At 73.3% G+C, this 24,576-nt stretch carries 20 protein-coding genes; 6 read left to right on the top strand and 14 right to left on the bottom strand.

Going from position 1 to position 24,576, the window contains the following annotated elements:
• Positions 1–119: 119 nt before the first annotated feature.
• Both AC07BF_RS29120 and AC07BF_RS29115 read right to left on the bottom strand, forming a co-directional pair.
• Positions 120–509 (bottom strand): SCO5389 family protein, encoded by a 390-nt coding sequence (locus AC07BF_RS29120; protein WP_063345914.1) that lies wholly within the window; start codon positions 507–509, stop codon positions 120–122.
• Positions 510–590: 81 nt separating this feature from the next.
• Complete coding sequence (locus AC07BF_RS29115; protein ID WP_478334113.1) at positions 591–2,129, bottom strand: MFS transporter; 1,539 nt, start codon at positions 2,127–2,129, stop codon at positions 591–593.
• 205 nt (positions 2,130–2,334) lie between these two features.
• Here AC07BF_RS29115 and AC07BF_RS29110 point away from each other — a divergent pair, with 205 nt between their 5' ends.
• Complete coding sequence (locus AC07BF_RS29110; protein ID WP_363632471.1) at positions 2,335–3,090, top strand: class I SAM-dependent methyltransferase; 756 nt, start codon at positions 2,335–2,337, stop codon at positions 3,088–3,090.
• Between the two features lie 94 nt (positions 3,091–3,184).
• On the opposite strand, the gene AC07BF_RS29105 is transcribed toward AC07BF_RS29110, so the two are convergent.
• The 6 genes from AC07BF_RS29105 to AC07BF_RS29080 all read right to left on the bottom strand — a co-directional run bounded on the left by AC07BF_RS29105 (position 3,185) and on the right by AC07BF_RS29080 (position 10,749).
• Positions 3,185–4,405 carry a hypothetical protein gene (locus AC07BF_RS29105; protein ID WP_363587177.1) on the bottom strand — a complete coding sequence of 407 codons (1,221 nt, stop codon included), beginning with the start codon at positions 4,403–4,405 and terminating at the stop codon, positions 3,185–3,187.
• Positions 4,406–4,597: 192 nt separating this feature from the next.
• Positions 4,598–6,376, bottom strand: a complete 1,779-nt coding sequence (locus AC07BF_RS29100) for a glycoside hydrolase family 15 protein (RefSeq protein ID WP_400988627.1) — start codon at positions 6,374–6,376, stop codon at positions 4,598–4,600.
• 73 nt (positions 6,377–6,449) lie between these two features.
• The gene (locus AC07BF_RS29095; RefSeq protein WP_363589227.1) at positions 6,450–7,346 is read right to left on the bottom strand and encodes a carbohydrate ABC transporter permease; all 897 of its coding nucleotides are present in this window, start codon (positions 7,344–7,346) and stop codon (positions 6,450–6,452) included.
• Positions 7,333–8,409 carry a carbohydrate ABC transporter permease gene (locus AC07BF_RS29090; protein WP_350884138.1) on the bottom strand — a complete coding sequence of 359 codons (1,077 nt, stop codon included), beginning with the start codon at positions 8,407–8,409 and terminating at the stop codon, positions 7,333–7,335. Before AC07BF_RS29090 ends, AC07BF_RS29095 begins: the two co-directional genes overlap by 14 nt.
• Positions 8,399–9,652, bottom strand: coding sequence for a sugar ABC transporter substrate-binding protein (locus tag AC07BF_RS29085; RefSeq protein WP_363589225.1), 1,254 nt, complete (start codon positions 9,650–9,652; stop codon positions 8,399–8,401). Before AC07BF_RS29085 ends, AC07BF_RS29090 begins: the two co-directional genes overlap by 11 nt.
• 62 nt (positions 9,653–9,714) lie before the next feature.
• The gene (locus AC07BF_RS29080) at positions 9,715–10,749 is read right to left on the bottom strand and encodes a LacI family DNA-binding transcriptional regulator (RefSeq protein ID WP_363589223.1); all 1,035 of its coding nucleotides are present in this window, start codon (positions 10,747–10,749) and stop codon (positions 9,715–9,717) included.
• Between the two features lie 166 nt (positions 10,750–10,915).
• Here AC07BF_RS29080 and AC07BF_RS29075 point away from each other — a divergent pair, with 166 nt between their 5' ends.
• Positions 10,916–12,973, top strand: coding sequence for an amylo-alpha-1,6-glucosidase (locus AC07BF_RS29075; protein ID WP_363589221.1), 2,058 nt, complete (start codon positions 10,916–10,918; stop codon positions 12,971–12,973).
• A gap of 72 nt (positions 12,974–13,045) precedes the next feature.
• Here AC07BF_RS29075 and AC07BF_RS29070 read toward each other — a convergent pair whose 3' ends face one another.
• The gene (locus tag AC07BF_RS29070; protein WP_363633548.1) at positions 13,046–14,605 is read right to left on the bottom strand and encodes a purple acid phosphatase family protein; all 1,560 of its coding nucleotides are present in this window, start codon (positions 14,603–14,605) and stop codon (positions 13,046–13,048) included.
• A gap of 273 nt (positions 14,606–14,878) precedes the next feature.
• Between AC07BF_RS29070 and AC07BF_RS29065 the strand changes: the two genes are divergently transcribed.
• From AC07BF_RS29065 to AC07BF_RS29055, 3 genes are all read left to right on the top strand, one after another.
• Positions 14,879–15,667 carry a phytanoyl-CoA dioxygenase family protein gene (locus AC07BF_RS29065; RefSeq protein ID WP_363589217.1) on the top strand — a complete coding sequence of 263 codons (789 nt, stop codon included), beginning with the start codon at positions 14,879–14,881 and terminating at the stop codon, positions 15,665–15,667.
• Complete coding sequence (locus AC07BF_RS29060) at positions 15,664–16,623, top strand: AraC family transcriptional regulator (protein ID WP_363589215.1); 960 nt, start codon at positions 15,664–15,666, stop codon at positions 16,621–16,623. Before AC07BF_RS29065 ends, AC07BF_RS29060 begins: the two co-directional genes overlap by 4 nt.
• 122 nt (positions 16,624–16,745) lie before the next feature.
• Complete coding sequence (locus AC07BF_RS29055; protein ID WP_400807973.1) at positions 16,746–17,948, top strand: MFS transporter; 1,203 nt, start codon at positions 16,746–16,748, stop codon at positions 17,946–17,948.
• Here AC07BF_RS29055 and AC07BF_RS29050 read toward each other — a convergent pair.
• The 4 genes from AC07BF_RS29050 to AC07BF_RS29035 form a co-directional block, all read right to left on the bottom strand.
• A complete protein-coding gene (locus tag AC07BF_RS29050) occupies positions 17,915–19,960 on the bottom strand; it encodes a heavy metal translocating P-type ATPase (protein ID WP_478318031.1) in 2,046 nt (681 codons plus the stop codon). The two genes, AC07BF_RS29055 and AC07BF_RS29050, sit on opposite strands and share 34 nt — an antisense overlap.
• 134 nt (positions 19,961–20,094) lie before the next feature.
• Positions 20,095–21,456 (bottom strand): MFS transporter, encoded by a 1,362-nt coding sequence (locus tag AC07BF_RS29045; RefSeq protein ID WP_363633551.1) that lies wholly within the window; start codon positions 21,454–21,456, stop codon positions 20,095–20,097.
• A gap of 137 nt (positions 21,457–21,593) precedes the next feature.
• Positions 21,594–21,956, bottom strand: coding sequence for an ArsR/SmtB family transcription factor (locus tag AC07BF_RS29040; protein WP_363589209.1), 363 nt, complete (start codon positions 21,954–21,956; stop codon positions 21,594–21,596).
• 101 nt (positions 21,957–22,057) lie between these two features.
• On the bottom strand, positions 22,058–22,339 hold the full coding sequence (locus tag AC07BF_RS29035) for a hypothetical protein (protein WP_363589207.1): 282 nt from the start codon (positions 22,337–22,339) through the stop codon (positions 22,058–22,060).
• A 508-nt stretch (positions 22,340–22,847) separates the two neighbouring features.
• On the opposite strand from AC07BF_RS29035, the gene AC07BF_RS29030 reads away from it, so the two are divergent.
• Positions 22,848–23,465 (top strand): TetR/AcrR family transcriptional regulator, encoded by a 618-nt coding sequence (locus AC07BF_RS29030; protein WP_363589205.1) that lies wholly within the window; start codon positions 22,848–22,850, stop codon positions 23,463–23,465.
• A 35-nt stretch (positions 23,466–23,500) separates the two neighbouring features.
• On the opposite strand, the gene AC07BF_RS29025 is transcribed toward AC07BF_RS29030, so the two are convergent.
• On the bottom strand, positions 23,501–24,313 hold the full coding sequence (locus AC07BF_RS29025; protein WP_363633553.1) for a slipin family protein: 813 nt from the start codon (positions 24,311–24,313) through the stop codon (positions 23,501–23,503).
• Positions 24,314–24,576 lie beyond the last annotated feature (263 nt).

Here is a 24,576-nt window from a genome sequence, read left to right as displayed (position 1 = left end):
AGACCACCCGGAACTCCCCCCCCCCCCCACCCCCCGCCCCCCCCCCCCCCCCCCCCCCCCCTGCCCCCTCCCCCGCCCCCCCCCCCCCCCCGCCCCCCCCCCCCCCGCGTCCGGGAGGGTCAGCAGCTGCGCAGCTCCGGGCTCTGGTTGCGGATCTGGTTGTGCAGCGAGGTGAACTCGCGGTAGGCGTCGCCGTCCTCGGTGCCGGGGCGGAAGGCGCCGACGCGGTGGCAGTTGACGAAGGCGAGCTTGACGCCGAAGTGGTCCTCCAGGCTGCCGCGGATGGCGTTGCTGGCGAGCGCGCGCAGCAGCTGGGCGCGCTCCTCGTCGGTGGGCGTGGTGTTGTCGGTGGTGAACTCGTCCTCGGTGGCGCTGAGTTCGGTGCTGAGCCCGGCGACGACCTGGTAGGCGTAGGGGAGGGAGGCGCGGACGGTGTCGAGGAAGTCGGCCTGGTTGACCCGGCCGTGCTCGGCCTGGGCGAGGAGGGCGGGGGAGACGTCGAGCGACATGGGTGTCCTCTTTCGCGGAGTCTGGTTATCGAAGATGAAAACCATTGCAAGATGGACTGTCGGCGATGTCCGGAGGCCCTGTCAAGTGCCGTCCCCCGAAGGGCTGACGGGCGGCGCCTCCCGGTCGGTCCTGATGACGAACAGGGCGATCAGCGCCGCGAGCACGGCGAAGGCCAGGCCCATGTCGAACGCCCTGGAGATGCCGTGCGCCAGCACCTCGGAGGAGTACGGCGCCGGCAGCTTTCCGGTGGCCCGGAACTGGGCCGCCTGCTGCGGGGTGGCCTGCCGCAGGAACGTGCCGACCTGTCGGCCGGCCTCGTTGCGGCCGGCCGCGCCGTAGACCGTGACCAGGATCGACAGCCCCAGCGAGCCGCCCACCTGCTGGGTGGTGTTGAGCATGCCGGTGGCCGCGCCGGTCTCGTGCGGGGCGACCCGGGAGACCACCGTCAGCGTGGCCGGGACGAAGATCGAGCCCATCCCGAGGCCGAACAGCAGGGTCGGGCCGAGGACCCCGGTCAGGTAGCCGCTGTGGGCGTCGAGCTGGGTGGACCAGAACGTCCCGCCCGCCACCAGCAGCGAGCCCACCACCAGGAACGGTCGGCGCCCGTACCGCAGCTGGGTGCGGGCGGCGAACTGGGCGGCGGCGACGCTCGCGGCGCTGATCGGCAGGAAGGCGAGGCCGGCCCGCAGCGGGCTGAACCCGAGGACGTCCTGCACGAACAGGGTCATGAAGAAGAAGATGCTGAACATGGTCGCGGCCACGCAGAGCAGCAGCCCGTAGGCGCCGGAGCGGTTGCGGTCGCGGAACAGGTGCAGCGGGGTGATCGGCTGCGGCGCCCGCCGTTCGTGGAACAGGAAGGCCGCCAGCAGCAGCGCGGCGAGGCCGAACGAGGTGAGCGTCACGGGGTCGGTCCAGCCGTGGTCGGAGGCCCGGATGAAGCCGAAGACCAGCGAGACCATGCCCGCGGTGGCGGCGAACGCGCCGGTCAGGTCGAAGCGTCCGGGGTGCCGTTCGGACTCGTTGATGTAGAGCGGCGCCAGCAGCGCGATCGCGATGCCGATCGGCACGTTGACGAACAGCACCCACCGCCAGGACAGCCAGGAGGTCAGGATCCCGCCGGCGAGCAGGCCGACGGCGCCACCCGCCCCGGCGACGGCCGAGTACACGCCGAAGGCGCGGTTGCGGGCCGGGCCCTCCGGGAAGTTGGTCGCGATCAGGGCGAGCGCGGTCGGCGAGGCGATCGCCGCGCCCAGGCCCTGGAGTGCGCGCGCGGCCAGCAGCCAGCCGGAGGACTGTGCGACGCCGCCGAGCAGTGAGGCGAGACTGAAGATCAGGACCCCGGCGACGAACACGCGCCGGCGCCCGAGGATGTCGCCCATCCGCCCGCCCAGCAGCAGGAGCCCGCCGAAGGCGAGGGTGTAGGCGTTGACGACCCAGGACAGGTCGGTGGTGTTGAACCTCAGCGCCTGCTGGATGTGCGGCAGGGCGATGTTCACGATCGTGACGTCGAGGACCACCATGAGCTGGGTGGCCGCGATGACGGTGAGGGCTGTCCCCGGGTGCTGGCCGCGTCGCGCGGGTGCGGGCGGCGCCGGGGCCAGGGCGCGCGAGGTGACCATGGCAGGTCCCCCAATGACTCGGGAGCGAATGACGGTGAGGGGGCGGGTCCGTCGAATGACACCGGCAGTATCCCCGGGGTATAGGGAACACAATCGTTCATTACCGACAACCGGCTGATTCCGGACCCGCACCACTCCGCCGGGCGTGGTGCGGCGGCGGAAAACCCGGGGCACGGCCCGCCGCGGTCGTGTCAGGATGCTCGGCATGTCTGCTCGTGCACTGAGCTTCGGCGCGGTCGCCGAAGCCTACGAACGTTTCCGGCCGGGGTATCCCGACGAACTCTTCGACACGGTGACGGCGTACGCGGGCCGGCCGGTGCGGACCGCCCTGGAGATCGGTGCGGGCACCGGAAAGGCGACCCGGCTGTTCGCCGGGCACGGGGTCGACGTCACGGCGACGGAGCCCGACGCGGCCATGCTCGCCGAACTGCGCAGGACGGCGCCCCCCAACGTGCGGACCGTCCGGGCCGCGTTCGAGGACCTGCGGCCGGGCGGGACGTACGGGCTGGTCTACGCGGCGGCGGCCCTGCACTGGACGCGCCCGGAGGGCCGGTGGTCGCGGGTGGCCGAACTGCTGGAGCCGGACGGCGTGTTCGCCAACTTCGGCGGTCCGTTCCAGCCGGCCGACCCGGCCGTCGAGGAGGCCGTGCGGGCGGCCCGGGCGCCGTTCCTGGAGAGCGACGACGTCCCGTCCCCGGACGGGACCGCCCCCGAGGAGGAACTACAGTGGCCAGGAACGGAGTTGGAGCGGTCCCGGCTGTTCCGTGACGTCCGGCAGTCCGTCATCCGGCGGCGCCTGCTCGTGAGCGCCCCGTACTACCTCGGCCACCTGTCGACCATCTCGGCGTACCTCCAACTGCCGCCGCCGAGGCGGCGGCAGGCCTTCGACGCGATCGCGCGAGTGTTGCCCGAGACGGTCGAGGTCGCGGCCGACCTCACCGTCCATCTCGCGCGCCGGTGATCCGGGCGGCCGGGGCACCGGCTGTGACGTCGAACAGCGGCGCCCGGCCCGCCGCTGTCGCGGCCGGCCGGGCGCCGTGGGGGAGAAGCGGGGATCAGCCCTCCTGGGCGAGGCTCTTCATGTCCTCGTAGCCCATACCGAGCTTGCTGAACACCTGCTGCTGCTCCAGGGGCAGGCCGAGGCCCTTCAGCTCCTCGGCCTGGGCCGGGGTCAGGGGCTTGCCGGGGGTGAGCGCCGGGGTGGTCGGGGCGGTGCCGCCCTTGCCCCCGCTGGTGGCGCCGGAGGTGAGGAGGCTGAGCATCGCGCTCTGGATGTCGTCGCTGGTCAGCGCGACGGCGTCGGCGGGGGCCTCGACGGTCGGGGCGTTCTGGTTGAAGGCGAGCTTCACCGGGAAGTTGACGCCCGGTCCGGCCTTCGCCTCCAGCTGGGCGAGGTCGAAGGTGGCGGCGGAGAGCTTGCCGTCCTTCAGGTAGAGGTCGGCGCCGACCTTGTCCTCGCGCACGGTGCTCGGGACGGAGGTGGGGAGCTTCCCGAACTGCTGGGGGAGCTTGGTGGCCAGCGGCTTGAGGGCCTTCAGCAGTTCGTCGGCCAGCTGGCGGCCCGGGGCGCTCATCCAGATGTGCTCGGCGCCGTCCTTCTTGCCCTTGTCCTCGAAGGTGACGGTGCGGGACAGCACGTCCTTGAGGGAGTTGGTCAGCTGCTTGGCGGACTCCGGGTCCAGCGAGGGCTGTGCGCTCGGGGTGGCCTTGGCGCCGTCGAACTTCTTGGCGTCGTCGGCGAGCTTCTGGAGGTCGAAGGAGACCCACTTGCCGGCCAGCACGTCCTTGACCGGCTTCAGTTCTGCGGGCAGGCCGCTGCTGATGGCGTCGACCTGCGACGGGTCCTCGCCGACCAGCTTCACCAGGCCCTTGGCGTCGGCCCGCAGGAACGCCTTGGCGTCGACCTGGCGGTACTCCAGCAGCGCGGTGCCCTTCCGGTCGGAGAGCACGTAGGACAGGCGCACCGACTTGTCGAGCGTCAGGTCCTTGTCGGCACCGCTGCTTTGCGCGTTCTTGAAGGTGTCGAGGTCCTTCAGCGGCTTGTCGGCGGATATCGCGACGGAGAAGTTCAGCCCGGACACGGCGTCGGCGCTCTTCGGATCGACCTTGTCGCCGGTGGCCGCGCCGAAGGCGGTGATCTGCTCGGGGGTGGCGTCCACGGAGAACGTGAGGCCGGCGGCCTTGCCCTCGCCGACCTTGGTGAAGGCCTTGGACACCTTCTGCGCGGCGGACAGCTGCTCGACGGTGCCGCAGGCGGCCAGGCCGGCGGCGAGCACGGATGCGGTGACGGCGACGGGAACGGTTCCGCGCGCGGCCCGGCGAATGGCGGTGTTGATGGTACGTCTCCTGTGTAACGGGGCCTGACCACATGGTCAGACCAGTCCCTCCCCGGTGGCGTCGAGCGCCACAGTGCTTACACATTTGATCACATCATCGGCAAGGGGGTGGCCGATTAATTTCGGACCGGCTCAGCCTCGGCCGAGGCGCAGCGCGGTGTCGATCAATGGCACATGGCTGAAGGCCTGCGGGAAGTTGCCGACCTGGCGCTTGAGCCGCGGGTCCCACTCCTCCGCCAGGAGCCCGAGGTCGTTGCGGATGGACAGCAGCTTGTCGAACAGCTGGTGCGCCTCGTCCGTCCGGCCGATCATCGCCAGGGCGTCGGCCAGCCAGAACGAGCAGGCCAGGAAGGCGCCTTCGTCGCCCGGCAGGCCGTCCACCCCGCCGCTGGTGGGGTAGCGCAGCACGAAGCCGTCCTCGGTGGACAGTTCGCGCTGGATCGCCTCGACGGTGCCGATGACGCGCTTGTCGTCCGGCGGCAGGAAGCCGACCTGGGGGATGAGCAGCAGGGAGGCGTCGAGTTCCTGAGAGCCGTAGGACTGGGTGAAGGTGTTGCGCTCCGGGTCGTAGCCGTGGGTGCAGACGTCCTCGTGGATGGTGTCGCGCAGGGCGCGCCAGCGCTCCAGCGGCCCCTCGCAGTCGGTCTGCTCCAGCAGTTGGACCGTCCGGTCGACGGCGACCCAGGCCATCACCTTGGAGTGGACGAAGTGCCGGCGCGGGCCGCGGACCTCCCAGATGCCCTCGTCCGGCTCCTGCCAGTGCTCCTCCAGCCAGGAGATCAGCCGCAGTTGCAGCAGGTGGGCGTGGTCGTTGCGGGCCAGGCCGGTGTGCTGGGCGAGGTGCAGGGCCTCGACGACCTCGCCGTAGACGTCGAGTTGGAGCTGCCCGGCGGCGCCGTTGCCGATCCGGACGGGGCGGGAGCCCTCGTAGCCGGGCAGCCAATCGAGTTCGGTCTCCACCAGCTCCCGTTCACCGGCGATGCCGTACATGATCTGGAGGTTCTCCGGGTCGCCGGCGACGGCGCGCAGCAGCCACTCGCGCCAGGCCTTGGCCTCGTCGCGGTAGCCGGTGCGCAGCAGCGAGGAGAGCGTGATGGTGGCGTCGCGCAGCCAGGTGTAGCGGTAGTCCCAGTTGCGGACGCCGCCGATGTCCTCGGGCAGCGAGGTGGTGGGGGCGGCGACGATGCCGCCGGTGGGGGCGTAGGTGAGGCCCTTGAGGGTGATCAGGGAGCGGATCACGGCCTCGCGGTAGGGGCCCTGGTAGGTGCACTGGGCGGCCCAGTCGCGCCAGAACTCCTCGGTGGCGGCGAGTGCCTGCTCGGCGTCCGGCCGGTCGGGCGCGCCGAGGTGGGAGGCCTGCCAGGTGAGGGCGAAGGCGATCCGCTCGCCTGCGGTGACGGTGAAGTCGGCGTAGGTGGTCAGGTCGCGGCCGTAGGTCTCGGACTCGCCGTCCAGCCACACCGAGTCGGGCCCGGCCACGGCGACGGTGCGGGTTCCCGTGCCGTCCGTGACCTTGTGCACCCAGGGCACGACGCGCCCGTACGAGAAGCGCATCCGCAGGGCCGAGCGCATCCGGACGGTGCCGGACACGCCCTCGACGATCCGGATCAGCTGCGGGGCCGCCGTGCCGCGCGGCGGCATGAAGTCGACGACCCGGACGGTGCCCCCGGCGGTGTCCCATTCCTGTTCCAGGATCAGGGAGTCGCCCCGGTAGCGCCGCCGGTGGGCGGGCGGGGCGTCACCGGGGGCGATCCGCCAGAAGCCGTGCTCGTCCGTGCCCAGCAGGCCGGCGAAGACGGCCGGGGAGTCGAAGCGGGGCAGGCACAGCCAGTCGACGGCGCCGTCCCTGCCGACCAGGGCGGCGGTCTGCATGTCGCCGATCAGCGCGTAGTCCTCGATACGGGCGGGCACGTGGTTCTCCAAGAAGGGTTCACAGGAAGGTTCGGCAGAGGGGGTGTACCGGCCGGGCCGGGCCGGGCCGGGCTCACTCCTTGAGCGAGCCCGAGTTGGCGCCGCGCACGAAGTGGCGCTGGAAGCAGAAGAACAGGATCGCCACCGGGAGGGTGGAGACCAGCGCCGCCGCCAGCTTGAGCGGGTACTGCGTCCCGGAGCCGAGGCCGCCGGAGACGAAGTGCGCCAGGCCGGTGGTGAGGGTGTCGTGCTCGCTGGACTGGGTGGAGACCAGGAAGTGCGTGAACTCGTTCCAGGAGCCCTGGAAGGAGAGCACGGTGAGCGTGATCAGCGAGGGCCGGGACATCGGCAGGACGACGGACCAGAAGATCCGGAACGTCCCGGCGCCGTCGATCCGTGCCGCCTCCTCGATCTCGCGCGGCACCGACTCGAAGAACTGCTTCATGATGAAGATCCCCGCGGCGTCGACCAGCAGCGGCAGGATCATGCCGCTGTAGCTGTCGAACATGCCGAAGCTCTTCAGCACCAGGAACTTCGGGATCAGCAGCACCACGCCCGGCACCGCCATCACGGCCAGCACGAAGGCGAACAGCAGCCGGCGGCCCGGGAACCTGATCCGGGCCAGCGCGTAGCCCGCCATCGAGTCGAACAGCACCCGGCCGGCCGTCACCAGGACGGTCACCACCACGCTGTTGCCCAGCCAGCGCAGGAACGGGATGTTCTCGACGCCCTCCGCCAGGCCGAACAGCCGCCGGTAGGAGGCCAGGGTGCCGCCGTCGGGCAGCACCGACATCGGGTGGGCGGCCGCGTCCGGGTCGGTCTTGAAGCTGTTCACCAGTTGCAGCAGGAACGGCAGCAGGTAGAGCAGCGCGAAGCCGAGCAGGACGGTGTACCCGAGGAGCCGCAGCGGCCGGGGGAAGCGGCCGAGGATCGGCTTGTCCACGGCGGGCTTGCGGTCAGCGTGCGGCACGGCGGGCTCCCTTCGGGCTGCGGCGGGGCTTGCCGTCCCGCTCCCGCAGGACCCACCGCTGGACGGCGGTGAGCAGCAGGATCAGGCCGAGCAGGACGAACGCGATGGCGGCGCCCTGCCCGAAGTCGGCGTTGTCGAAGCCGGCCGAGTAGGACAGGTAGGCGGGCGTCAGGGTGGTGTTGCCGGGCGCGCCCTTGCCCATCACGTACACCTGGTCGAAGACCTGCCAGGTGGAGATCAGGCCGAGGGTCAGCACCAGGAACAGGACGGGCCGCAGGGCGGGCAGGGTGACGTGGCGCAGCAGCTGGCGGCGGTTGACGCCGTCGAGCGCGGCGGCCTCCTCCAGTTCGCGCGGGATGTCCTGGAGGGCGGCGAGGAAGATCAGCATGAAGGTGCCGGAGGTGGTCCACACCGCCATCAGGATCAACGTGCACATCGCGACCGAGGGCCCGGCGAACCACTCCGACCAGGACAGCCCGAGCGGGCCGCCCGTGCCCGGAGCGGGCTGGTCCAGGCCGAACCAGCCGAGCACCAGCCAGATCACCCCGCGCGGGTCGGCGAACCAGTTCGGCCCCTTGACCCCGAGCCAGCCCAGCATCCGGTTGACGGCGCCGCTGCCCTGGAAGAGGAACAGGAAGACCGTCGAGATCGCGATCGAGCTGGTGACGGACGGGAAGTAGAACACCGTGCGCAGGGCGCCCCGGCCGCGCAGCATCCGCTGGTTGACCAGGATGGCGAGCAGCAGCGCCAGCACCGTCTGCAGCGGCACCGTCAGCAGGACGTAGTACAGCGTGTTGCGCATCGAGGTGGCGAACAGCGTGCGGTCCAGGCCGTCCTCGGCGAACAGCCGGCGGTAGTTGTCCAGGCCGATGAAGTCCGCGCTGCCGCTGAACGGGTTGGACTGGCCGTCCCAGTGCAGCAGGCTGACCCACAGGGCCATCCCGATCGGCAGGACCATGAAGAGGCCGAGGACCAGGACCATGGGGCCGGCGAACAGCCAGCCCCATGCTCCCTCGCGCAGGCTGCGCCGGCGTGTCGTGCCGGTGGAGCTGTTACTTGGCATTCTTGATGGCCTGCTCGCCGTTGCGCTGGAGGGTGGCCAGGATGGCCGCCGGGTCGCCGGTCTTCAGCGACTGGAGGTCGGTGTTGAACTGGGTGAGCACCTTGGTGAACCCGGCGATGGTGACCGGCGCCTGGGCGTTGGCGACGCCGTCGACCCAGGCCTTGGACTCGGGGTACTTCTGGGCGTAGGCGCTCAGCGCGCTGGTGCGCGAGGGCATCACGCCGAAGGCCTGGGCGAACTCCAGCTGCTGGTCGGCGGAGGCGAGGTGCTTGACCAGGTCGACCCCGGCCGCCTGGTGCTGGCTCTTGGCGGCGATGCCCCAGCAGTTGCTGAAGGCGAGGGTGCCGGGGCCGGCCGGGCCGGCGGGCAGCGGGAGCACCTTGTACTGGACGTTCGGGTAGTCCTTGGCCATCGCGCCCTTGAGCCAGTTGCCCTCGATGGTCATCGCGGCCTTGCCCTTGCCGAGCGCCTCGCCGCCCCAGCCGGCGTCCACCTCGGCGACGTACTTGGCCGAGCCGGCCTTCATCATCGACTGCACGTACTCCAGCGCCTGCTTGTTGGCCGGGCTGTCGGCGGTCATCGCGGTCTGCTCGGGGTTGGTGATCCAGCCGCCGGCCTCCTTCAGCAGGGCGCCGAGCCGCTGGTAGTCGGGGGCGGTCACCAGGCCGGTCACGCCGTCCTTGGTGAGCTTGGCGGCGTCGTCGGAGAGCTGCTGCCAGCTGGTCGGGTAGTCGGCCTCGGTCAGGCCGGCCTGCTGCCACAGCGTGGTGTTGATCGCCAGGCCCAGGGTGGAGGTGTCCTTGGGCAGGCAGGTGAGCTTGCCGTCGTAGCTGAAGGCCTTGCGCAGCGGCTCGGAGAAGTCCGCGGCGTCCGGGATCTGGTCGCCGTAGGCGTACAGCGAGCCGCCCTTGGCGTAGTTCGCGAACTGGTCGGAGTTGACGTAGAAGAGGTCCGGCGGGTTGCCGCCGGCGAAGGCCTGGCCGAGCTGCTGGTTGATGTCGCTGGCGATCTGCACGGTGACGGTGTTGCCGGTCTTCTTGGCCCAGTCGGCCGTGGCGGCCTTGACCGCGGCCGTCTCGGACTCGCCGGAGGTGGCGATCAGCACCGTCAGGCTCTGGTTGCCGCCGGAGGACTGCTTGGCCGGTGAGTCGCCGAAGCCGCCGGAGGAGGAGCAGCCGGTGACGGCGCCGAGGGCGACGGCCGTGCAGACGGCTGCCGCGGCGAGGGTGCGGGAGGTGGCCATGCGGGATCTCCTTGCGAGGGTGGGTGGGGGGAGTGGGCGGAGATGGTTCGGGGGAGTGGCGGTCAGACGCTTTCGCGCAGGACCAGCTCCGGTTCCAGGAGCACGTGTTCGGTCGGCCGGTGGCGGTCGCCGAGGCGTTCCAGCAGCAGTCGCATGCACTCGCGGCCGACCGCGTCGAGCGGTTGGGCGAGGCTGGACAGCGACGGGAACAGCAGGGGGGCGACCGGCGAGTCGTCGAAGCCGATGACGGCCGCGTCCGGGCCGGGGGCGCGGCCGTCGCGGCGCAGCGCCTGGTACCAGCCGAGCGCCAGGGTGTCGCTGGCGGTCACGACCGCGGTCGCGCCGGTCGCGAGCAGCCGTTCGGCGGCCTCGGTGGCGCTCGCCTGGTCGTCCGGGCTCTCGGCCCGGCGGCCCCGGGCGGGCAGGCCCAGTTCGCGCATCGCGCTCTGCCAGCCGCGGGCGCGGTCGTCGCCGACGCCGGAGCCCTTCGGCCAGCCGAGGAAGCCGATCTTGCGGTGGCCGAGCCCGGCCAGGTGCCGGACGGCGGCCGAAGTCCCGGCGGAGCCGTCGACGTCGACCCAGTCGCCGACGTCCCGGCCGGACCAGGTGCGGCCGAAGGCGACGTAGGGGACGCCGCGTTCGTGCAGCCAGCCCTGGCGGCGGTCGCCGCGGTCGGTGCCGCTGAGTACGAAGCCGTCCGCGCCGTGCTCGTCGAGCAGCTGCTGGTAGCTGGTGAGTTCGTCGTCCCCGGGGGCGACGGCGAACAGCACCACCCGGTAGCCGGCCTGGTCGGCGGCCTCGGAGAGCGAGTGCAGGAACTGGTCCAGGACCGGGGTCGGGACGCCGGTGCTGCTGGAGCGGATGCCGTAGCCGATCAGCCGGCTGGCCCTGGTCTTGAGGGCCTGCGCGGCCCGGTGCGGGCGGTAGCCGAGCTCGTCGATCGCGCGCTGGACCCGCTCCAGCGTCTGCGGGCGCAGCAGCTCGGGCGAGTTGATCGCGTTGGACACCGTCTGACGGCCCACGCCGGCCCGGGCGGCGACCATTTCCAGGGTCGCGGCGGACCCTGTCCTGGGCCGGGGCGATGAGTGTGCATGCATGACGGCGATCCTAGGTTCTGTCTTCATTGACAAGATCTTGGAGCGTTCCAATACGGGGTTCCATCTTCCCCACCAGGGGGGTTAATGTCTTGGAACGCTCCAATGGCAGAAAGGTTGCGCCCGAGTGGAAGCAACTGTCAAGCCCCAAAACGAGGATGAAGAGACCATGTCAGCGATCGCCCTGCAGCCGTTCCTGCACGACGCCCAGCTCTCCGTGGCCGCCCCGAGCTTCTGTGCCTCGCGCCCGGACGGGCGGATCGGCGAAGGCGCGGACGGCTTCTACCACGGGGACCGCCGGATCCTCTCCCGCCTGGAGGCCGGTGTCGCCGGGATCCCCAACGCCCCCGTCGCCACCGCGCACGGCGAGGACGGGCGCACCACCTTCGTCACCGTGCTGCGCGGCATCGCCGAACTCACCCCCGACCCGGCCGTCACCCTGGAACGCCGCCGGGAGCTGCACCCCGGCCGCCTCGTCGAGCGGTACACCGTCCGCAACGCGGGCGACCTCACCGCCCGCCTGCGCCTGGACCTGCGCGCGGAGAGCGACTTCGCCGCGATGGACTCCGTCAAGGCCGGCCGCACCACCCAGGCCCTCACGCCCACCGCCGGCCCGAACGGCCTGCGCTGGAGCGAGGGCCCGCTCAGCGCCGCCCTCACCGTCGAGCCGGCGCCCGACCACCTCGCCGCCGACACCGGCACCCTGGGCTTCGACCTCGAACTCGCCCCCGGCCAGACCTGGCAGGCCGTCCTGGAGTGCACCGCCGAGCACCGCGACGGCGACCTCTTCCCCGCCCCGGCCGCCGACGCCGCCCCGTGGCGCACCCCCGGGATCACCGGCCGCGACCACCACCTCGCGCACTGGATCGCCCGCTCCCACCACGACCTGCGCGGCCTCCTGCTCACCGACCCGCTGGAGCCCGCCGACCACTTCCTCGGCGCCGGGGCCCCCTGGTTCCTCACCCTGTTCGGCCGCGACTCGCTCTGGGCGGCCCGGATGATGCTCCCGCTCGGCACCGATCTCGCCGCCGGCACGCTGCGTACCCTGGCCCGCCGCCAGGGCCGCGCCCTCGACCCGGCCACCGAGGAGCAGCCCGGCAAGATCCTCCACGAGGTCCGCCGCGACGAGCAGCACCTCGACAACGGCTCCCACCTGCCGCCCTGCTACTTCGGCACGGCCGACGCCACCCCGCTGTGGCTCACTCTGCTGCACGACGCCTGGCGCTGGGGCATGCCCGAGGACCAGGTCGAGGCCCTGCTGCCGCACGCCGAGGCCGCCCTCGCCTGGCTGGCCGACCACGCCGACGCGGACGGCGACGGCTTCCTGGAGTACGTCGACAGCTCCGGCAAGGGGCTCTCCAACCAGGGCTGGAAGGACTCCTCCGACAGCATCCGCTTCCGCGACGGCCGGATCGCCGACGCCCCCATCGCGCTCAGCGAGGTCCAGGCCTACGCCTACGAGGCCGCCGTCGCCTCCGCCGCCCTGCTGGAGGCCTTCGGCCGGCCCGGCGCCGACCGCTGGCGGCAGTGGGCGGAGGAACTGCGGCTGCGCTTCCGCGACCGGTTCTGGACCGAGGACGCGCACGGCCCGTACCCGGTGGTCGCCCTCGACGGCGGCAAGCACAAGGTCGACTCGATCGCCTCCAACATGGGCCACCTGCTCGGCACCGGCCTGCTCGACCCGCAGGAGAGCGCCCTGGTCGCCGGCCGGCTCACCGCCCCCGGCATGGACAGCGGCTTCGGGCTGCGCACCCTGGACGCCGCCGCGACCGGCTTCAACCCGCTCGGCTACCACACCGGTTCGGTCTGGCCGCACGACAGCGCCATCGCCGTCCACGGCCTCGCCCGCGCCGGGCTGCACGACGCCGCCGCGCCGCTGGCCGCGGGCCTGGTCCGCGCGGCGGCGGCCTTCGACCACCGCCTGCCCGAACTCTTCGGCGGCCACCCGCGCGCCGAGGTCGCCCGCCCCGTCCCCTACCCGGCCTCCTGCCGCCCGCAGGCCTGGGCCGCCGCCGCCTCCGTCCAGGTGGTGCAGGCACTGCTCGGCCTGGAGGCCGACGCCCCCAACCGGCGGCTCCGGGTGCGGGCCCAGCTCCCGGCCGGCTACGAGTCGCTGACGTTCACCGGCCTGACGGTGGCCGGCCTGCCGATCGAGGTGTCCACCGACCACACCGGAGCCGTCGACCTGCGCGCCCCGCAGGGCTTCACCGTCACCACGGACCGCTGACGCGCACCCCGCCGGCCCGCCGCCGCGCCCGGCCCGGCCGGCGGGGAGCAGACCGTCCGGGCGCGGGCCGGCTCAGCCGCGTTGCACGGTGAACTGGTCCACGGCGGTGCCGTCCTCGGTGATCGAGCGCACCGCCATGCGGGCTGGTTTGCCGGCGGCGGCGGGCGTCACGTCGACCGCCACCAGGCAGTAACCGGTGTAACGGACCCTGGACCAGGTGACCTTGACGGTCTGGTTGTGGCCGGTCGGATCGGCGACCACCATCGGGACGGGGGAGTCGTTCTTCGTCTCGTGCCCGAGGTAGGTGTCGGCGACGGGGAAGGAGTAGACCCCGCCGCCACCGCCGCCCGCGACGACGTACGTGGTGCCGTCCTTCAGGGGATTGACGGTGTCTCCGGAGGCGACCTTGCGGGTGGGCTTGCCGGAGCGGATGGGGTCGGTCCGCTCGTAGACGTGGTTGTGGCCGCTGAGCACCAGGTCCACCTGGTACTTGTCGAACAGCGGGGCCCAGTCCTGCTGCGCGCCGAGTTCGGCTCCGTTGTCGTGGCAGGTGGAGTACGTGCACTGGTGCAGGTAGACGACGACGAAGTCGATGGTGGTGTCGGCGCGGAGCGCGGCGAGCCGGCTCTCCAGCCACTTCTTCTGCTTGCCCTTGGTGTAGTTCAGGTTGGCCGCGGTGTTGTAGCAGATGTCGTTGCCGTCGAGGCTGATCAGGCCGACGTTCTGGCAGCGCCAGGAGTAGATCCCGGTGGACTGGACCCAGGCGTTGTCGGGCATCGTGAACCGGGCGCGGACGCCCCCGTAGCCGTCGGCCCCGTACCAGGCCTCCATCTCGTGGTTGCCGATCGCCATCATCCACGGGGTCCGGGAGGCGACGGGGTCGTTCTGCACGAAGAAGGAGTCCCACAGGCGGGCGTCGTAGGGGTCGCTGGTCTTGCCGCTGCCGCCGCTGTTGGCGTACGAGAGGTCGCCCATGTGGAGGTGGAAGGCGGGGTCGAGGCCGGCGATCAGGTTGGCGGTGGCGGCTGCGTTGTACCCGACGCCCTGGTCGCCGAAGGCCGTGAAGGTGAACCCGGTGCCGCGGCCGGGGGCGGGCGCGGTGCGGAAGCTCGCCACGTCGCCGAGCTGGGCGCGCTGCCCCGCGGGGTCGTAGCCCTGGTGGCCGACGACGTAGTAGTACGTGGTGTCCGGGATCAGCTGGTCCACCTGCGCGTGCAGGTAGTACTGGGTGACGGTGGTGGGCTTGACCAGGGGCTGGTCCTCGACCGGGTGCTGCCAGGACAGCTTGCTGACCAGGGTGCGGACCTCGGCGGCGATCGGGGAGCCGAAGTCGCCGGGCTGGAGGCCGATCCGGACGAAGGGGGCGGTCACCGCGCCCGGCACCTGCCAGGAGACGACGACCTGTTGGGAGGGATCGGCCCCGAAGGCCAGGTGCCGGCCGAAGGGGCGCAGCGCGGACCCGGCGGTCCGGTCGCTGCGGGGTGCGGGGAGGGTCGGGGTGTCGAGGGCGGTCGGGCGGGGGGCGGCCTGGGCGGCGCCGGGCAGCAGGAGGCTGCCCGCGGCGAAGGCGGCACCGCCCGCCGCGCTCACTCGCAGGAGGTCGCGCCGGGAGTGCCGTGTGGTCTCGGACATGACATTAAGTTAGGAAACATCCCTAACCTTTGACAAGAGGGCGGACACGTGCGGATTCGGCCGCACCGCACGCCAGTTGGGGGTGCTCGGGCATCGAGGCGACGGTGCCCGGACATCGGGGCGGGGGCGCTCCCCGCCTCGGGAGCGCCGCCACCTGCTCGGTTGCGGCCCGGCGGGAGGGACGTGAACGCGCGGGCCGATGTCCGGATAACCCACCGGGCCGTCCGTATCGCCCCTCGGTCCGGCCCGGCCCCCACGCCTACGGTCGAGGCCATGAACGAACCCCTCAGCCCCGACGACCTCGCCGCCTACCACGAGAACGGCTTCCTCCTCGTCAAGAACCTGATCAGCCGACAGGAGGCGGCGGCGATGCGGGAGGAGTGCCACGCCCTGGCCGCCCGCCTCGACTCCGACGCCGACCCGACCTGGGCCAGCGCGCGCACCGTCGCGGGTGCGTCCGCCGGACGCACGGCCCTCAAGCACGCCCACGACGCGCAGTTCCACTCGGCGGCCTTCGCCCGGCTGCTGGTCGACCCCAGGTTCACGGACGTCGCGGCCGCACTGCTCGGTGGGCCCAACCTCCAGTTGCACCACACGAAGATGTTCATCAAGCCTCCGGAGACCGGCTCCCCCTTCCCCCTGCACCAGGACCACCCGTTCTTCCCGCACGCCCGGCACACCGTCGCGGCCGCGGTCTTCCACTTCGACGACGCCCCGGAGGAGAAGGGCTGCATCAGGGCCGTCCCCGGCAGCCACCGGAAGGGCCCGCTGCCGCACGTCGAGGACGGCAGCTGGCACCTGCCGCCCGACACCTGGCCGCTCCAGGACGCCCGGCCGTGCCCGGCGGAGGCCGGCGACGTCCTGTTCTTCGGCTACCTCACCGTGCACGGTTCGGGGCTGAACACCTCCGACCAGGCCCGCACCACCTGGCTGGTACAGTTCCGGGACCCTGCGGACCGGCCCACCACGGACGATCACACCTGGTCCCTCGGTCAGGGCATGATGCTGCGGGGCGTCGACCCCACCGCGCGCAGGACGGACGGGGCGGGCGAGCCGAGATGACCGAACTGGCCCGGGCGGGCGCCGCCCTGCCCCTGCTCAACTCCGTGCGGCTGGGCACCACCCTCGCCGGACGACGGGTCGAGTTCGTGGACTGGGGGTTCTACCCGCCCGAGCCATGGCGCAACTACTGGCACAGCCACTCCTACTTCGAGTTCTGCTACGCCTACGCCGGGCGCGGGACGTTCCGGCTCGGCGCGCTGGAGCACCCGGTCGGAGCCGGCGAGCTGTTCCTGGCCCGCCCCGGCGAGGTCCACGAGATCACCACCGACGCCCGGGACCCGCTCGGCATCGTCTTCTGGTCCTGGACGATGGTCCCCGAACGCGGTCCGCGCGGGGCCGCCGGGCCCGGCTCCCCGGAGACCGCCGCCCTGCTCGACGCCGTCGCGGCCGGCCCGCGCCAGGTCGTCCCGGCCGCCGGAACCCCGCTTCCCCGGCTGTTGGCGACACTCGCCGAAGAGGCCGCGGCTCCGGGGCCGGCCAGCCCCGACCTGCTGGCCGCCCTCGGCCCCGCACTGGTCCTCACCTGCGCCCGCGTCGTCGCCGGCCTGCCCGACGCCCCGCGCCCGACGCCCGTGCCGGGTGGGCGCGCGGCGGCGGTCGCCGCGCGGATGACCCGCTACCTGGACGACAACTTCGACCGCCCGGTACGGGTACGGGACGTCGCCACCCAGGTCCACCTGAGCGAGCGCCACGCAGCACGGCTCTTCCAGCAGGAGACGGGGTGCACGATCATCGCCTACCTGACCCGCCGACGGCTGGACGTCGCCGCGCAGCGCCTGGCCGATCCCGCGCTGCGCCCGCTGTCCGTCGCGGCCGTCGCCCGCTCCTGCGGCTATGCGGACACCCGGCACTTCAGCACCGCGTTCCGGCGTTACTGGGGAGCGCTCCCGACGCAGGTGCGGGCCGGGGGCGGCACCACCCACGGCCTGTCCGCGGACCGCGGCGCGATCCGGTAGCCGGTGGCCGACCACGCCGGGGCCGGGCGGGGCCGGGGCCGGGCGTCGGTTCTTGGGCGGATCGGCCTAGTCGGCCCCGCGAGCCGTGGCTGCGACGGCGACGGCCGCCCTACCGTGGGCGAATGACCGATCATCAGACCGCGCGACCCGCGATGGGCCGGGCGGGTTACCTCGGGGCGGCCGCCGGCTTCGCCGTCTGCATGGCGGGCACCACCCTGCCCACCCCGCTGTACGGGCTGTACCAGGAGCAGATCGGCTTCTCCGAACTGATGGTGACGGTCGTCTTCGCCATCTACGCCTTCGGCGTCATCGGCGTCCTGCTGCTCGTCGGCAACGTCTCCGACTCCGTCGGACGCCGGCCCGTCCTGCTCTGCGGACTGGCGCTCGCGGCGTGCAGCGCCGTCGCCTTCCTGGCCGAAGGCGGCCTCCCGCTGCTGGCCCTGGGCCGCCTGCTGTCCGGCCTGTCCGCGGGCCTGTTCACCGGCACCGCCACCGCGTACGTCCTGGAGCTCGCCCCACCCGGACACCAGGCCCGCGCGGGCTTCGTCGCGACCGCCGCCAACATCGGCGGCCTGGGCTGCGGACCGGTGCTGTCGGGACTGCTCGCCGAGTACACGCCCCACCCCCTGACCCTGCCGTTCGCCGTGCACCTGGTGCTGCTCGCCGCCTCCTTCACCGTCACCTGGCTCCTGCCGGAGACCGTCACCGGCGCCCGCCCGCTGCGCACCGCCCGGCCGCGCCGGCCGTCCCTGCCGCCGGAGGTCCGCGGGGTGTTCGTCCCGGCCGGCCTCGCCGCGTTCGCGGGCTTCTCCCTGCTGGGCGTCTTCACCTCCGTCAGCCCGGCCTTCCTCGCCCAGCGGCTGGACGTCCACAGCCCGGCCGTCGTCGGCCTGATCGTCTGCACGGCCTTCTTCGCCTCCACCCTCGGCCAGCTCCTGGTGCCCCGGCTGGGCACCGCCCGGGCGATCCCGGTCGGCTGCCTGGTGCTCATCGCCGGGCTGGCCCTGATGGCGGGCTCCCTCGCCTGGACGGCCCTGCCCCTGCTGGTGCTCAGCGCCCTGGTGGGTGGCGCCGGCCAGGGCATGGGCCTGCGCGGAGCCGTCGGCGAGATCGCCGCCGCGGCTCCCGCCGAGCACCGCGGCGGCGCCCTGTCGGCGCTCTTCGTGGTCGCCTACTTCGGCATCTCGATCCCGGTGATCGGTATCGGCCTGCTCACCGCGCCGATCGGCCTGGCCCGCGCCGGCCTGGTCTTCACCGCCTGCATGGCCCTGCTCGCCGCCGCCTCCGGCGCCTACCTGCTGCGCCGGGCCCGCGCCGGCTCCTGAACCGGCCGCGGCCCGGTGGCGCCCGCCCGCTTCCACGCGCTCTCGCGCAGCAGCCGCAGGCCGTTGAGGCCGACGATGACGGTCGAGCCCTCGTGGCCGAGGACGCCGAGCGGCAGGGGCAGGGTGGCGACCAGGTCCCACACGACCAGGCCGGAGATGAACACCGAGGCGATCACCAGGTTCTGGACGACCAGCCGCCGGGCCGCCAGGGACAGCGCGATCACCGTGGGGACGGTCGCGAGTTCGTCGCGGACGACGACCGCGTCGGCGGTCTCCAGCGCCAGGTCGGAGCCCGCCCGGCCCATCGCGATGCCGGTGTGGGCGGCGGCGAGGGCGGGGGCGTCGTTGACGCCGTCGCCGATCACCAGCACCTTGCGCCCGGCCCGCTCCTGCTCCTGGACGGCGGCGACCTTGTCCTGGGGGAGCAGCCCGGCGCGGACGTCGGTGATGCCGACCTCGGCGGCGAGGCGGGCGGCGGCGCGCGGGTTGTCGCCGGTCACCAGCACCGGGGCGGCGCCGGTCAGGGCCGCCAGGGCGGTGACGGTGGCGGCGGCGTCGGGACGCAGGCGGTCGGCGATGCCGAGCACGCCGACCGGGACGCCGTCGCGCTGGACCAGGACGGCGGTGCGCCCGTCGCGCTCCAGCTCCTCGGCGACGGCGACGGCGACGGCTGCGGCGGTGGCCTCCGCCTCGGTGGAGGGCGCGTCGGCGGCGCCGTCGAGGAGCCGGGCGGGGGCGCCGACCGCGATGACGGCACCGGAGACGGTGGCGGTCACCCCGATGCCGGGGGTGGAGGCGAAGCCCTCGGCGACCGGCAGGTCGAGGCCGCGTCGGCGGGCGGCGTCGACCACCGCGCGGGCCAGCGGGTGCTCGCTGGGGTGCTCGGCGGCGCCCGCCAGGGCCAGCAGTTCGTCCTCGTCCAGGCCGCTGCCGGTGAGGGGGAGCAGGTCGGTGATCCGGGGGGTGCCCTCGGTGAGGGTGCCGGTCTTGTCCAGCGCCACCGCGTCGACCTGCCCGAGCCGCTCCATCACGACGGCGGACTTCACCAGGACGCCGTGGCGGCCGGCGTTGGCGATCGCGGACAGCAGCGGCGGCATGGTGGCCAGCACCACCGCGCAGGGCGAGGCGACGATCATGAAGGTCATCGCCCGCAGCAACGAGCCGGTCACGGCGGCCCCGAAGGCCAGCGGGACCAGGAAGACGGCGAGGGTCGCGAAGACCATGCCCAGGGAGTAGCGCTGCTCGACCCTCTCGATGAACAGTTGGGTGGGGGCCTTGGTCTCCGAGGCCTCCTCGACCATGGCGACGATCCGGGCGATCACCGAATCGGAGGCGTCGCGCTCGACCTTCACGCGCAGGGCGCCGGTGCCGTTCAGGGTGCCGGCGAAGACCTCGTCGCCCTGCTGCTTGGCGGCCGGCAGCGGCTCACCGGTGATGGTGGCCTGGTCGATCTCGCTCGCGCCGTCCAGGACGCGGCCGTCGGCGCCGACGCGCTCGCCGGGGCGGATCAGGATGGTGTCGCCGACCACCAGGTCCTCGGTGGCGACGGTCTCCTCGCCGCCGTCGTCCAGCAGGCGGGTGGCGGTGGTGGGGGCGAGGTCGAGCAGGCCGCGTACCGAGTCCTGGGTGCGGGCGGTGGCCAGCGCCTCCAGCGCGCCCGAGGTGGCGAAGATGACGATCAGCAGCGCGCCGTCCATCACCTGCCCGATCGAGGCCGCGCCGATCGCGGCGACGATCATCAGCAGGTCGACGTCGAGGGTCTTCTCGCGCAGCGCCCGGAGGCCGGCCCAGCCGGGCTCCCAGCCGCCGGTGACGTAGGCGATCGCGTAGAGCGGCCCCCAGGCCCAGGCCGGGGCGTCGGTCAGCTGGAGCGGCAGGGCGGTCAGGAAGGCGATGGTCGCGGCGGCGGCCCAGCGGGCCTCGGCCAGCGCGAAGACGCGCGTACGGCGCTTGGGAGCGGCGCCGCCGCGCGGGGCTGCGGCGGCTGGGCGCTCGGTGAGGGTTGCGGACATGGCTGTGGTGTTCCTCCACGCGGGCAGGACGGGGCGACGCGTCGACCATACAGGAATACATGAACAGCTCTTCATTTATTCCCGCTGGATTGACCCTCCCGGGTGATGCGGTTGTCGCCCCCGCCGGGCACGCCCTAGTTGGCCCGCGCGGCGAGGCCCTGCGGCCAGTGGCGGTGGTACTGGTCGATGACGTAGTCGTGGCCGTGGAGCCAGCCGTCCGTGGCCGGGTGGGCGTCGGTGAGGTGGGGGTGGCCCGGGGGCAGGTCGGCGTGGACGTGGTCGAGCCTGGCGGGGTCGCGGGCGGGCCAGATCGCGGTGGCGGCGGTGGCGGCGAGCAGGGCGATGGCGCCGAGGACGACGGCCGTCACCGGGAGGCCGGCGCCGGCGGCGAGCCAGCCGGCGAGGGGGTAGGTGAGCAGCCAGCAGCTGTGCGACAGGGAGAACTGCGCGGCGAAGGCGGCGGGCAGGTCCGCGTCGGCGGCGGAGCGGCGGATCAGGCGCCCGCCCGGCGTGAGGACGGCGGAACAGGCGGCGCCGATCGCGGCCCAGGACGCCAGCAGTGCGGCCCAGGACCAGCCGCCCGGGGCCGCGGCGGTGACGGCGGCGACGGCGGCCAGGACGGCGGGGAGCGCGAAGGCGGCCGGGAGCATGACGGCGCGGTCGGAGAGCCGTCGCAGGAGTCGGGGCAGGAGCAGGGCGGTCAGCATGGAGCCGGCACCGTAGGTGCCCAGGGCGAGCGAGACCGCGCCCGCCGGGCGGTGGAAGTGCTCGCGGACCGCGACGACGGTGTCGACGAAGACGATCGCCCCGGCGGCGGCGACCGCGAGGTCGAGGGCGAGCAGGGCCCGCAGGCGCGGGGTGGCCCAGAACAGGCGGGCGCCGAAGGCGGCCTTGGCGTGGACGCCGCCGGTCCGCTCGACGGGGGCGGGCTTGGGAAGGGCGACGGAGACGACCAGGGTGGCGGACGCGAGGAAGCCCGCGGTGGTGCCGGTGAACAGCCAGGTGTACGGGACCAGGGCGAGCAGGCCCGCGGCGAGCGCGGGACTGAACAGGGACTCCAGGTCGTAGGCGAGGCGGGACATCGACAGTGCCTGGGTGTAGTCCCGTTCGGCCGGCAGCACCTCGGGGATGGTGGCCTGGAAGGCCGGTGTGAAGGCGGCCGAGGCGGCCTGGAGCAGGAAGATCAGGACGTAGATCTGCCAGGCCTGGCTGACGAACGGCAGGGCGAGCGCGACGGCGGCGCGGGTGAGGTCCATCGCCACCAGCAGCGTTCGGCGCGGAACGCGGTCGGCGAGGGCTCCGACCACCGGTGCGACGGCCACGTAGGCGACCATCTTGACGGCCAGCGCGGTGCCGAGGACCGCTGAGGCGTCGGCGCCGGCGATGTCGTAGGCGAGCAGGCTCAGCGCCACGGTGGCCAGGCCCGTGCCCACCAGGGCGATGACCTGGGCTGCGAACAGGTGGCGGTAGGTGCGGTTGCGCAGGGTGGACAGCATCGGCCCCGTCCCGGTCGGCGGCGTGGTGAGGCGGCACCATCGTAGCCAACACGTGCATACGTGTGCACGTGTTGGCTACGATGGTGCGGCTCTCGCTGCCGTTCCGGGCTGCGGGGGTGGGTCGGCCGTGCGGCGGGTCAGTCGTGCGGCGGCAGGGAGCCGATCTGGTGGTCGGCGACGTTCAGCGCCTCGTCGACCAGCCGCCGGAGGTGCCCGTGGCGCAGCGAGTAGACGACGCGGCGCCCGTCCCTGCGCGTGGTGACCAGGCCCGCGAGGCGGAGCTTCGCGAGGTGCTGGCTGACGGAGGTGCGCGGGGCCCCGCACGCCTCGATGAGGGAGGTGACGTCGGCCTCGCCCGCGCCGAGCCGGTGCAGCAGCGCGAGCCGGGTGCGGTCCGCGAGCAGGGCGAGGACGGACGCGGCGACGTCCAGCCGCTCGCCGCTGCCCTGCCCCTGCTCCTGCGAGCCGTGTGCAGCTGCCAGGTCGGTGCTTGTGCTCATGTGCTCATCGTAGATCGGCGCGCGCCCGATGCGTGCACGCGTGCGCACGTGATGGCTCCGCGCTGTCGGGGCCGCCGGGGCGGGCCCGGCTCTCGGGGTGTTCAGCGACCGGGGCCCCAGCGGGCTTCGAGCCGGCGGGTGCCGTCGGGGGTGGTGACGGCCCGCCAGCTGGCCCGCATCCGCACCGTGCGGCGAGCGGCGCCGGCGCCCCTGGAGGCGGTCGGGGCGCCCACGGCCTGGAGCACGGAATTGTCCAGGGGGCTGTCGGCGAGCCTGCGCACGATCGCGGACAGGGTCGCGGCGACCGAGCCGCGCGCCGGTGCGGATGCGGGCCAGCTGGCGGGGAGGGGCTGGCGGCGGTGGAAGGCGCCGAGAACGGCCACGGGGACCTCACCTTCGTTGACGTATCGTCCGACGCGGCGGATCGATCGGGTGTGGGCGGCTGAGGGCGTGTCTTGTGGATGCTCCGGAGGGCGGTGACGGGGCGCCGGGCCCGCGTCAGCCGGGCGGGGACGAGTCCGAGCCTAGGCCGCGGACCCTCGGGGGGTGGGCGATCCTGACGCCCCCTTGACTGCGCGGGCGTCGTCACTGACGGTGTCCTGACGGCGGCCCCGCGTATCGAGGGCCTCCGGCCCGGACGCGATCGCGCTCCGGCGGGGCGGCGCGTCGGGCGGGCGGCCGTCGATACGCGGGCGAGGGGAGGGAGAGCCATGGCAGGCCGGTCAGACGGCGCCGGCGCGGTCCGCGACGGCCGGGGGGCGAACGATTGGGACGGGACGGGTTCGTTCACTAACATCGACAGTGGCCCTGGATATAGGGAACACATCCGTTCATTGCGGACAGCCGGTGAACGGGCGTGTCGAGAGGTGGAACCGAAGAAGGTGCGCAGCCATGCCCGCTGAACCCGCAGTCGCGCGCGGACCGGCGACGGGCGCCCCGCTCCGCAGGCGCGGCGAGGCGCTGGAGAACGCCATCTTCGAGGCCGCCCTCCAGCAGCTCACCGCCGACGGCTACGCCCGGCTCACCATGGAGGGCGTCGCCGCCGCCGCGCAGACCGGCAAGGCCGCGCTCTACCGGCGCTGGCCCTCCAAGGAGGAACTGGTCAAGGACGCGCTGCGCGCCTGCCTGCCCCCGGCCGGCCCGCCGCCCGACACCGGCGGCCTACGCGGGGACCTGCTGGAGGTGGTGACCAGGCTGCGCGCGGCGATGCTGAGCGAACCCGGGGCCGCCGTGCGGGCCATCATGGGCGAGCTGGACCGGCACCGGGCCCACACCTTCCTGGCGATCGTGCTGGAGCGGGTGGTGGAGCCCACCGCCGCGCTGATCGCCGAGGTGCTCGCCCGCGGTGCCACCCGGGGCGAGGTCCGCCCCGGGTCCGTCACCCCCCTGGTCACCGACGTCGTCCCGGCGCTGATGCTGTACCGGATCAAGATGTGCGGCGGCGCGCCGGCGCAGCTCGACCCGGCGGAGATCGTCGACGAGGTGCTGCTGCCGATCGTCCGTCCGTGACGGACGGTGAGGCCGTCGGCCGTGCGGGCGGGCCGTCAGCCGGCGTCGGACGGCGCCTGGGCCGGGACGGCGGGCGCCGGCCCGGAGCCCGCCTCGGCGGCCCGGGCGGCGGAGGCCTCGAAGAAGCGCAGCAGCTCCACCGGGAACGGAAGCACCAGCGTCGAGTTCTTCTCCGCCGCGACCTCGACCACCGTCTGCAGCAGCCGCAGTTGCATCGCCGCCGGGGTCTCGGACATCGTGACGGCGGCCTCGGCGAGCTTGGCGGCGGCCTGGAACTCGCCGTCCGCGGTGATGATCCGGGCCCGCCGCTCGCGGTCGGCCTCCGCCTGGCGGGCCATCGAGCGCTTCATCGAGTCGGGCAGGCTGACGTCCTTGATCTCCACCCGGTCGATGTGCACGCCCCACCCGGTGGCCGGGCTCTCCAGCATGACCTCCAGTCCCTGGTGCAGGTTCTCCCGGCCGGAGAGCAGATCGTCCAGCTCGCTCTTGCCGATGATCGAGCGCAGCGAGGTCTGGGCGACCTGAAGCATCGCGAAGGAGTAGTTCTGGACGTCCACCGTGGCCTTGACCGGCTCGACGACGCGGAAGTACAGCACGGCGTCGACGCTGACGGAGACGTTGTCCTTGGTGATGCCCTCCTGGGCGGGCACCGGCATGGTGACGACCTGGACGTTGACCTTGCGCATCCGGTCGACCACCGGCACCAGCAGGGTGAGGCCCGGCTGGCGGACCTGCTCGCGCACCCGGCCGAGCCGGAACACCACGCCGCGCTCGTACTGCTGCACCACCCGCACGCCGGTGATCAGCCAGAACAGCGCCAGCACGACGACGAGAACGACAATTGCCACGTTCGTCCGACCTTCCCCGTAGCGGCGCAGCCCGGGCCGGGTCCGGAACGGGCCCTGTCGCGCGGGTGCGAGCCGCGCAGGACAGTATGCGCCCCGGCCGCGGGGATCGACAGCCGCGTGCGCCGGGGATCCTGACGGGCCGTCCGCTCCGCCGGTCGGGCCGTTCGGCGACGCCGCGGACGGCGGGGGGGGGGGGGGGGGGGCGTGTTGGGGCCCCCCCCCCCCCCCCCCCCCCCCCCCCCCCCCCCCCCCAGGGCCCGGGC

This window comes from Kitasatospora sp. NPDC043950 (assembly GCF_056435345.1).
This window is presented reverse-complemented; position numbering and strand designations above follow the sequence as displayed.

Coding starts and splice junctions, on each gene's coding strand:
- AC07BF_RS29080 (WP_363589223.1), bottom strand. CDS start 10,749: ATGCATGCACACTCATCGCCCCGGCCCAGGACAGGGTCCGCCGCGACC.
- AC07BF_RS29085 (WP_363589225.1), bottom strand. CDS start 9,652: ATGGCCACCTCCCGCACCCTCGCCGCGGCAGCCGTCTGCACGGCCGTC.
- AC07BF_RS29030 (WP_363589205.1), top strand. CDS start 22,848: ATGCCCGCTGAACCCGCAGTCGCGCGCGGACCGGCGACGGGCGCCCCG.
- AC07BF_RS29070 (WP_363633548.1), bottom strand. CDS start 14,605: ATGTCCGAGACCACACGGCACTCCCGGCGCGACCTCCTGCGAGTGAGC.
- AC07BF_RS29065 (WP_363589217.1), top strand. CDS start 14,879: ATGAACGAACCCCTCAGCCCCGACGACCTCGCCGCCTACCACGAGAAC.
- AC07BF_RS29045 (WP_363633551.1), bottom strand. CDS start 21,456: ATGCTGTCCACCCTGCGCAACCGCACCTACCGCCACCTGTTCGCAGCC.
- AC07BF_RS29055 (WP_400807973.1), top strand. CDS start 16,746: ATGACCGATCATCAGACCGCGCGACCCGCGATGGGCCGGGCGGGTTAC.
- AC07BF_RS29075 (WP_363589221.1), top strand. CDS start 10,916: ATGTCAGCGATCGCCCTGCAGCCGTTCCTGCACGACGCCCAGCTCTCC.
- AC07BF_RS29110 (WP_363632471.1), top strand. CDS start 2,335: ATGTCTGCTCGTGCACTGAGCTTCGGCGCGGTCGCCGAAGCCTACGAA.
- AC07BF_RS29050 (WP_478318031.1), bottom strand. CDS start 19,960: ATGTCCGCAACCCTCACCGAGCGCCCAGCCGCCGCAGCCCCGCGCGGC.
- AC07BF_RS29115 (WP_478334113.1), bottom strand. CDS start 2,129: ATGGTCACCTCGCGCGCCCTGGCCCCGGCGCCGCCCGCACCCGCGCGA.
- AC07BF_RS29040 (WP_363589209.1), bottom strand. CDS start 21,956: ATGAGCACAAGCACCGACCTGGCAGCTGCACACGGCTCGCAGGAGCAG.
- AC07BF_RS29060 (WP_363589215.1), top strand. CDS start 15,664: ATGACCGAACTGGCCCGGGCGGGCGCCGCCCTGCCCCTGCTCAACTCC.
- AC07BF_RS29120 (WP_063345914.1), bottom strand. CDS start 509: ATGTCGCTCGACGTCTCCCCCGCCCTCCTCGCCCAGGCCGAGCACGGC.
- AC07BF_RS29090 (WP_350884138.1), bottom strand. CDS start 8,409: ATGCCAAGTAACAGCTCCACCGGCACGACACGCCGGCGCAGCCTGCGC.